Here is a 7,050-nt window from a genome sequence, read left to right on the forward strand (position 1 = left end):
AAAATAGGCTTTTCGAGGGTAATTCTTGTTTTAATTCTCCATGTACGCGGTCTTTAAAAGCCTCTATTTCGTTCCAAGACACGATTAAGAGTGGCTTTTAGGCTAAGTATAATTACTCATCGCGTAAGTGAGATGCTCCCCTATTAGTAGTCCTGGAACTTGAATCTACCTTGATGATGACGATCGCTCATCTAGAGGACTGCTCCATTGATTACAATTAACTACGATACCCACTGCCAAAAAGCCGAGTTAACTTTAACTTCCCTTAGCTGATGGCGGGGGGTTGTCTTCTCAACAGAGAAAGCCTAACCTATAGTTTGTTATTTTCTATCTACCTTGCGGGTGAGAAAACGTTGCCTCCGAGACTGACTATTTATGCTTTTGTCCCAACGGACCCACCCTTGACGGGAGTGAGTTCACCTCCGGGGCTGGTTAATTCTTTGACGGCTTTATTGGCTAATGAACGCTATCATCTGACCCTAGGGTCGTCTTCTAGCGAATTACTGGCTAATATCGAGGCACAGAAGGAAAAAATCGATTGTTTGCTGGTGGTCTTTCATCCTTCCCTACAGCCGACTTTTAATCAACTCTACGAAGGGGGGATTTTACTGCCAGTAGTGATCATTGTCGCTGACAAGAACATCACTGCCGAGACGAATGACTCTCCCACCTGTCTCTATCATAGTGCCGAATTACAAATTACCGTCAAGGAATTAGACAGCATCACCTCGGTAATCGACCAAGCGATCGCTCGATTTCTCCATTTAGCTCCTAATTGCTCTTTTTCCGAACCTACCACGATTGTTAACCAACCAAATCCCGTGGAAAATAATCACAGTTTTCTCCTCCTACAACAGCGCCGTTTAGCGGAAAAATTAAAAGAAAGACTCGGCTATTTAGGTGTTTACTACAAACGCAACCCGCAGCTATTCTATCGCAATCTTGCCCCAGAGGAAAAAAACGAATTACTGCGGGAAGTAAGAAGAGATTATCGGGAGATTATTTTAAATTACTTCCAACAGGATTATCCGATTAATCAAGCGATCGATGAGTTGGTTAATAATGTCTTTTTTACCGATCTCTCAGTGTCGCAAATTCTGGAAATTCACATGGAGTTAATGGATGAATTTTCCCAACAGTTAAAATTAGAAGGCAGAAGTGAGGAAATTCTCCTAGATTATCGTCTCGCTCTCATTGATATCCTTGCTCACTTGGGGGAAATGTATCGTCGTTCCATACCTCGCGAGGATATCCCTTATGATTTATTATTGGGAATAGACTAAAATATCCCCAATAAATAACAATGAACTCATATCCCCAGCCCCTTTGATCTTAACCTATGAGCGTCTTTAAAAAAACCTATGTTTTAAAACTGTACGTCGCTGGGAACACCCCCAACTCCGTGCGCGCCTTGAAAACCCTGAAAAATATCCTAGAAGAGGAATTTCAGGGAGTGTATGCGCTCAAGGTGATTGACGTGCTGAAAAACCCGCAACTAGCGGAGGAAGACAAGATTCTCGCTACTCCTACCCTCGCGAAAGTCCTCCCTCCCCCGGTGCGGAAAATTATCGGTGATTTGTCCGATCGAGAGAAGGTTCTGATCGGTTTAGACTTACTGTACGAGGAAATTCGTGAACGAGAAAATGATAGCTAGGCCTTCGGCAATAGGTGATTGGACGGGTTATATTTATTGAAGGAGAAATGATCGGGGCGTAATCTAGTACGTCTAGGGGAAAGTCAAGAGTCAATGGAAATCAAGATGGTGTAAAGTGTCTAGTCAGGCTTGATATGTTTCTGTGGAAAAATTAGATAAAAATCCTACTCTTTAAATATTCGCTGGATAAATAATGACTCAATCTAACTCTAATAGCCAATCGAATCCACCGATTAAACCGAAAGGTGTTCGCAAAATTAGAACCCTAATTGAAGGTTTTGATGAGATCACTCACGGTGGTTTACCCATGGGGCGAACTACCTTAGTTAGTGGCACTTCTGGCACGGGAAAAACCCTGCTTGCTGTGCAATTTCTCTACCACGGGATCAAGTATTTTGACTATCCGGGACTGTTTGTTACTTTTGAAGAATCTCCCACCGATATTATCCAAAATGCCTATAGTTTTGGTTGGGATTTAGAAGAATTAATTGACCAGGGTAAGTTATTTATTCTCGATGCTTCTCCAGATCCGGAAGGTCAAGAGGTGGTGGGTAGTTTTGATCTTTCGGCCCTAATCGAGCGCATTCAATACGCAATTACCAAATATAAAGCAAAACTGGTATCAATTGACTCTGTAACTGCTGTTTTTCAGCAGTACGAAGCGGTGTCAGTGGTGCGGCGGGAAATTTTTCGGCTCGTGGCCCGGTTAAAATTATTAGGAGTGACTTCAATTATGACCACGGAACGTATCGAAGAATACGGAGCGGTGGCCCGTTTTGGTGTAGAGGAATTTGTCTCTGATAATGTGGTAATTATGCGGAACGTGCTAGAGGGAGAAAGGCGACGCAGAACGGCGGAAATCCTCAAATTACGGGGAACAACCCACATGAAGGGGGAATATCCCTTTACTATCACCAATGATGGCATTAATATCTTCCCCCTCGGTGCGATGCGTTTAACTCAGCGCTCCTCTAATGTCCGCATTTCTTCGGGAGTAAAAACCCTCGATGATATGTGTGGGGGCGGTTTTTTCAAGGATTCGATTATTTTGGCTACAGGAGCAACAGGTACGGGTAAAACTCTCTTAGTCAGTAAATTTCTGGAAGAAGGCTGTCGGCGCGGTGAGCGGGCGATTTTGTTCGCTTATGAAGAATCTCGCGCCCAATTGTCCCGAAATGCTTCTTCTTGGGGGATCGATTTTGAGGAGATGGAACGCAAGGGATTATTAAAATTATTGTGTTCTTACCCCGAATCGGCGGGATTAGAAGACCATTTACAGATGATTAAGTCGGAAATCTCGGAATTTAAACCCTCCCGTATTGCCATCGATTCTCTATCGGCGCTCGCGCGCGGGGTGACAAATAATGCTTTTCGGCAATTTGTGATCGGGGTGACAGGATACGCCAAACAGGAGGAAATTACGGGATTTTTCACCAATACCACCGACCAATTCATGGGAGCGCACTCGATCACCGAATCCCATATTTCTACGATTACCGACACGATTTTAATGTTGCAGTATGTGGAAATTCGCGGCGAAATGTCGCGAGCGATTAACGTCTTTAAGATGCGCGGTTCTTGGCACGATAAAGGGATTCGTGAATATACTATCAGTCAGGATGGGGCGGATATCAAGGATTCTTTCCGCAATTACGAGCGGATTATTAGTGGTTCTCCAACTAAAATTAGCGTCGATGAAAAGAGTGAATTATCGCGGATTGTTCGCAATGTGCGCGAAAAATTACAGGATGAATAATCGGGGGTTGACTGATGGAGATTATTTTGAAGAGCGATCGGGTAAAGTCGGTCTTAGGGAAAATAACCACCAGATCAATAAACCTAATATAATCCAGAGAACATCTTTAACCTGGCAAATTTTTAAAAACTGTGCTTTCTAGATTTTTTGTCCTCAATCCAGACTTTTGGGGGGTTCTACCCCCCAAACCCCCCGTTGGGGGCGTGGCGCCGCCCCCAAACCCCCCGCGCATTAGTTTTTCGGTGGGATGCTTACACGCAGTTGTTCATATATTTGTACTAATTTAAAAGTTACTGATAATACTAAATCTGGTTATTAAAGACTGATTATTTATTCCCCTTTTTGTTTTTTGCCTATCCTGATATGTTACCTATACTCAACGGATTTAGTATGATTGAGATTATTTTGAAGGGCGATCGGGTAAAGTCGGTCTTAGGGAAAATAACCACCAGATCAATAAACCTAATATAATCCAGAGAACATCTTTAACCCGGCGAATTACGGAAATCGCTAAACCTAATTCTAGACTGCCGGTTAAGGAAGCACCCAGCAGCACTAAAGAACCTTCTAAAGTACCGATATTAGCAGGAATAAAAAAGGTTCCAGCGCGCACTAATTGGGCAACAGAATCAAATAACCAAGCATCGGCAAAACTAATCGGATGTTGGAGAAACTGCATTAAAACATAGATTTCTAAAACTCCGAGAGGCCAATTGAGAAAACCGACGATCAAGCCATTTCTAAATAGGGGCAGATTCCGGTAAAATTCCCCTAAACGATCATCGACACTGCGAAGATTTTCTAAAGGTTTAGCTAGGCGATCACCTAAAAAAGAATGACCTAATCGATTAACTATTCTGGAGGATAAACGGAATCGCTGAATCAAGAAAAATATCAGGATACAACTGGAGAATATAGCGAGACTTAATCCAGTAAAAGTTTTAAAAGAATTGGAGAATTTTGGGGAAGCTAGGAGCAGAAAAAAACCGATAATTGCAAAGAAGACAAGGGAAGCAGTATTTAATGTCTTGGTCAGAATAATCGAGGCACTGGTTTCTTTATAGCTAATCTGATAGTGAGTTTTTAACATCACTGCTTTAAAACCTTCTCCTCCCAAAGAAGCGAAGGGAGTCACGCGATTAAAGGCTGCCCCTACCATGTAAATTAATAATAGGCGAATTGTCCATCGAGGTTGGATAGGAATGCTTTTAAAAGTTAGTTGCCAAGTAAAAACATCGGTGAGGAATTCTAGGAAATAAAAAATAATTACTAATGTCATTCCCCACCAACCGACTAGGGTGATTTGTTGCCAAACTTCTTGCAGATTTGTTTTGCGTAAAATTACCCCTAGTAAAACAAAACCTAAACCCAGAAAGATAAATTTAAGATATTTCATAAGTAGTCGTGCAAAATTAATTTCTTGGTTAGGATAGGCAATAGGCAATAGGCAAGAAGTAGTTAGATAGGTGTAATTAATTTTGCTTAGGTACTTACTAAATCCTGTTTAAAAGGTCTAGGAGAGCGGGAAGTGGGGTAGTGGGGAGATGGGGAATTATGAATTATAACTGATAACTAATAACTGATAACTGATAACTGATAACTGATAACTGATAACTGATAACTGATAACTGATAACTGATAACTGATAACTGATAACTGATAACTGATAACTGATAACTGATAACTGATAACTGAAAAAGCTGATGACTAAAAATAATTCCAACGTTGAATAAATGGTAGCCAATGAGATTCGACTAATTCGATCGCTTTTGGTTCTGGGGGATAATTATTTTTTTTATATCCTTGCAGACTAGCGATATATTTCTCAAAGCGAGGCATAGATATTTTTAAGTCGGGAAGTTGCAGTTGATCGTAGATTTTCTCGATTTGTGCTAGGGGTTCTTTTTCTAAATCTTCAAAACGAATTTCTACAAAACTATCGGCGGGTAAATCGGCACTATCTCGCAGGAGAGAATTGATCATTGGGGGATAACTTTTTAGAATTACCTGCTCGATTTCATCTGTGGATAAATTATCGTAGGATTGCAGTGCTAGTTCTGGTAGGATGCGGGTAAAAAAGTGGCGGGTTGAAGGAAAAACTCGATAGGGATTGCGGTAGATATGAATAAATTTAGCATCGGGCCAGATAGCTCGCAATTTGGCAATGTGTGCCGCATAAACGTGGTTTTTGATTAGTAATTGTTTGCCTCTTTGATGGATGGAAACTTTTTTTAATAGATGAGTATGCCAACGCTGCCAAGTGGCGATTTCTTTCTCGCTGCAGCCCTGAAAAAAAACCCCTCGATCGAAATGGTACTGAAAACGTTGGGGAAAGTATAAACCATGGTAGTAGGAAAGGGGGATCATGCTGGCCAGGGCGATCGAGTCTTCTTGGGGTGAATCGGGAGTAACAGCGACGTTATCCACATGGCGATCGCTCGGTAGGGCCAATTCTAGCAGCGGTTGAAATAAGCGGACGATACCGAGGATATCCCAGGGTAATCCCACCGCTAGGGGCGAAATATAGCCAAATTGCTCCGATTGACCGAGTAAATTGTGCAGATGGGTCGTGCCGCTGCGCCAATAGCCGACAATAAAAATGGGTGCTTTTACCTGCACGCGGCGCTCATAAAACCCTGTCATCAAAATTCGTTCTAGGGTAGAAAAAGGCAGTCGCGCCAGGGTAACTGCCAGCGCCAGGGTTGCCGGGGCGAAATTGGGGCGATCGATGCCGCCATTAGTCAAAAATAAACGTAATAGGGTACTAAGGTTACTACCACAAAGGGGATGAAACAAACTGGACATATTAACTATTTTTTAGCGTTTTTTTGGCGGATAGCTTGGCTGGCCAAGGTTTTGCCGAATTCCCAAGCGGCCCCTAGGGCTGATTTATTCTAACAAATCGCAAAGCCTGAACCACTTGTTATCAAGCCATCTTTGCCCCTTTGTAATGGATAAAAGGATAAAGGATAAAAAGCCTAAACCTCTGAAAAGATTTAGAGCTATAGTTGGGAGAATTGACAAATTACTAACAGCTTGAAAGTCAGTTAAAGGTAAAGTATCTTCCTTAAAAATTACGTCTTTTACCCAGTGCAACTGATTTTCTATGTTCCAATGACCTCGAATTTTTCGAGCAAAAGTTTGAGCACTTTCTACCAAACTACTAATGTACTAGGCACAATTATAATACCCTTGTCCCCCTCTTTCACCATACCTTTCCACTTTAATATAACTTTTAATGTGTTCCCAAACATTATTAAAGGGATGATTTACATTAAAGACTGATGTTAGTATAGGACTGCATAATTGCCAGGATAATGATTAAAAGTACGACCCATAGCTGGTGTCTTTTTCCATAACTTTTCCGAAAATCCTTGACTTTCTTTAATTTTTCGATTAGCCTCTGCATAGTATAAAAAGATAAGGTGAACAAACTCATTTTACATGAGTTTGTTCACCTTACTTTTTTTTATTCTTCGAGAATGAAACAGCCCTACCCTAGGGCTGTTTCATTCTCCCATCAGAATATCAAAAGTAAAAGCGATCACTATCAGGTAAAATGAGAAGTGACCGGCAACTTTTAAAATATATGTTGAGCTTAATAGAAAAACTGAAACAAGTCAAGGACTTTCGGAAAGAT

6 protein-coding genes and 1 pseudogene are annotated in these 7,050 nt (G+C 41.5%); 3 read left to right on the plus strand and 4 right to left on the minus strand.

All coding sequences use genetic code 11. The annotated features are described in order from the left end of the window. Window positions 1–353: 353 nt before the first annotated feature. The 3 genes from IM509_RS19315 (at window position 354) to kaiC (ending at window position 3,410) form a co-directional block, all read left to right on the plus strand. Window positions 354–1,283 (plus strand): circadian clock protein KaiA, encoded by a 930-nt coding sequence (locus IM509_RS19315; protein WP_052276077.1) that lies wholly within the window; start codon window positions 354–356, stop codon window positions 1,281–1,283. A gap of 56 nt (window positions 1,284–1,339) precedes the next feature. After that, on the plus strand, window positions 1,340–1,654 hold the full coding sequence (kaiB, locus tag IM509_RS19320) for a circadian clock protein KaiB (protein WP_002733742.1): 315 nt from the start codon (window positions 1,340–1,342) through the stop codon (window positions 1,652–1,654). 193 nt (window positions 1,655–1,847) lie between these two features. After that, window positions 1,848–3,410, plus strand: a complete 1,563-nt coding sequence (kaiC, locus tag IM509_RS19325) for a circadian clock protein KaiC (protein ID WP_072927550.1) — start codon at window positions 1,848–1,850, stop codon at window positions 3,408–3,410. Between the two features lie 400 nt (window positions 3,411–3,810). Here kaiC and IM509_RS19330 read toward each other — a convergent pair whose 3' ends face one another. From IM509_RS19330 to IM509_RS19345, 4 genes and pseudogenes are all read right to left on the minus strand, one after another. After that, complete coding sequence (locus tag IM509_RS19330; protein ID WP_185237757.1) at window positions 3,811–4,806, minus strand: lysylphosphatidylglycerol synthase transmembrane domain-containing protein; 996 nt, start codon at window positions 4,804–4,806, stop codon at window positions 3,811–3,813. 156 nt (window positions 4,807–4,962) lie between these two features. Further along, the gene (locus tag IM509_RS19335; RefSeq protein ID WP_287717327.1) at window positions 4,963–5,133 is read right to left on the minus strand and encodes a hypothetical protein; all 171 of its coding nucleotides are present in this window, start codon (window positions 5,131–5,133) and stop codon (window positions 4,963–4,965) included. Then, on the minus strand, window positions 5,118–6,215 hold the full coding sequence (locus tag IM509_RS19340) for a sulfotransferase family protein (RefSeq protein WP_052276075.1): 1,098 nt from the start codon (window positions 6,213–6,215) through the stop codon (window positions 5,118–5,120). Before IM509_RS19340 ends, IM509_RS19335 begins: the two co-directional genes overlap by 16 nt. Window positions 6,216–6,299: 84 nt before the next feature. Continuing rightward, a pseudogene (locus IM509_RS19345) lies at window positions 6,300–6,692 on the minus strand (ISAs1 family transposase); the annotation flags it as partial. Between the last annotated feature and the right edge of the window lie 358 nt (window positions 6,693–7,050).

This window comes from Microcystis sp. M31BS1 (assembly GCF_020245285.1).
Taxonomy (GTDB): Bacteria; Cyanobacteriota; Cyanobacteriia; order Cyanobacteriales; family Microcystaceae; genus Microcystis; species Microcystis panniformis.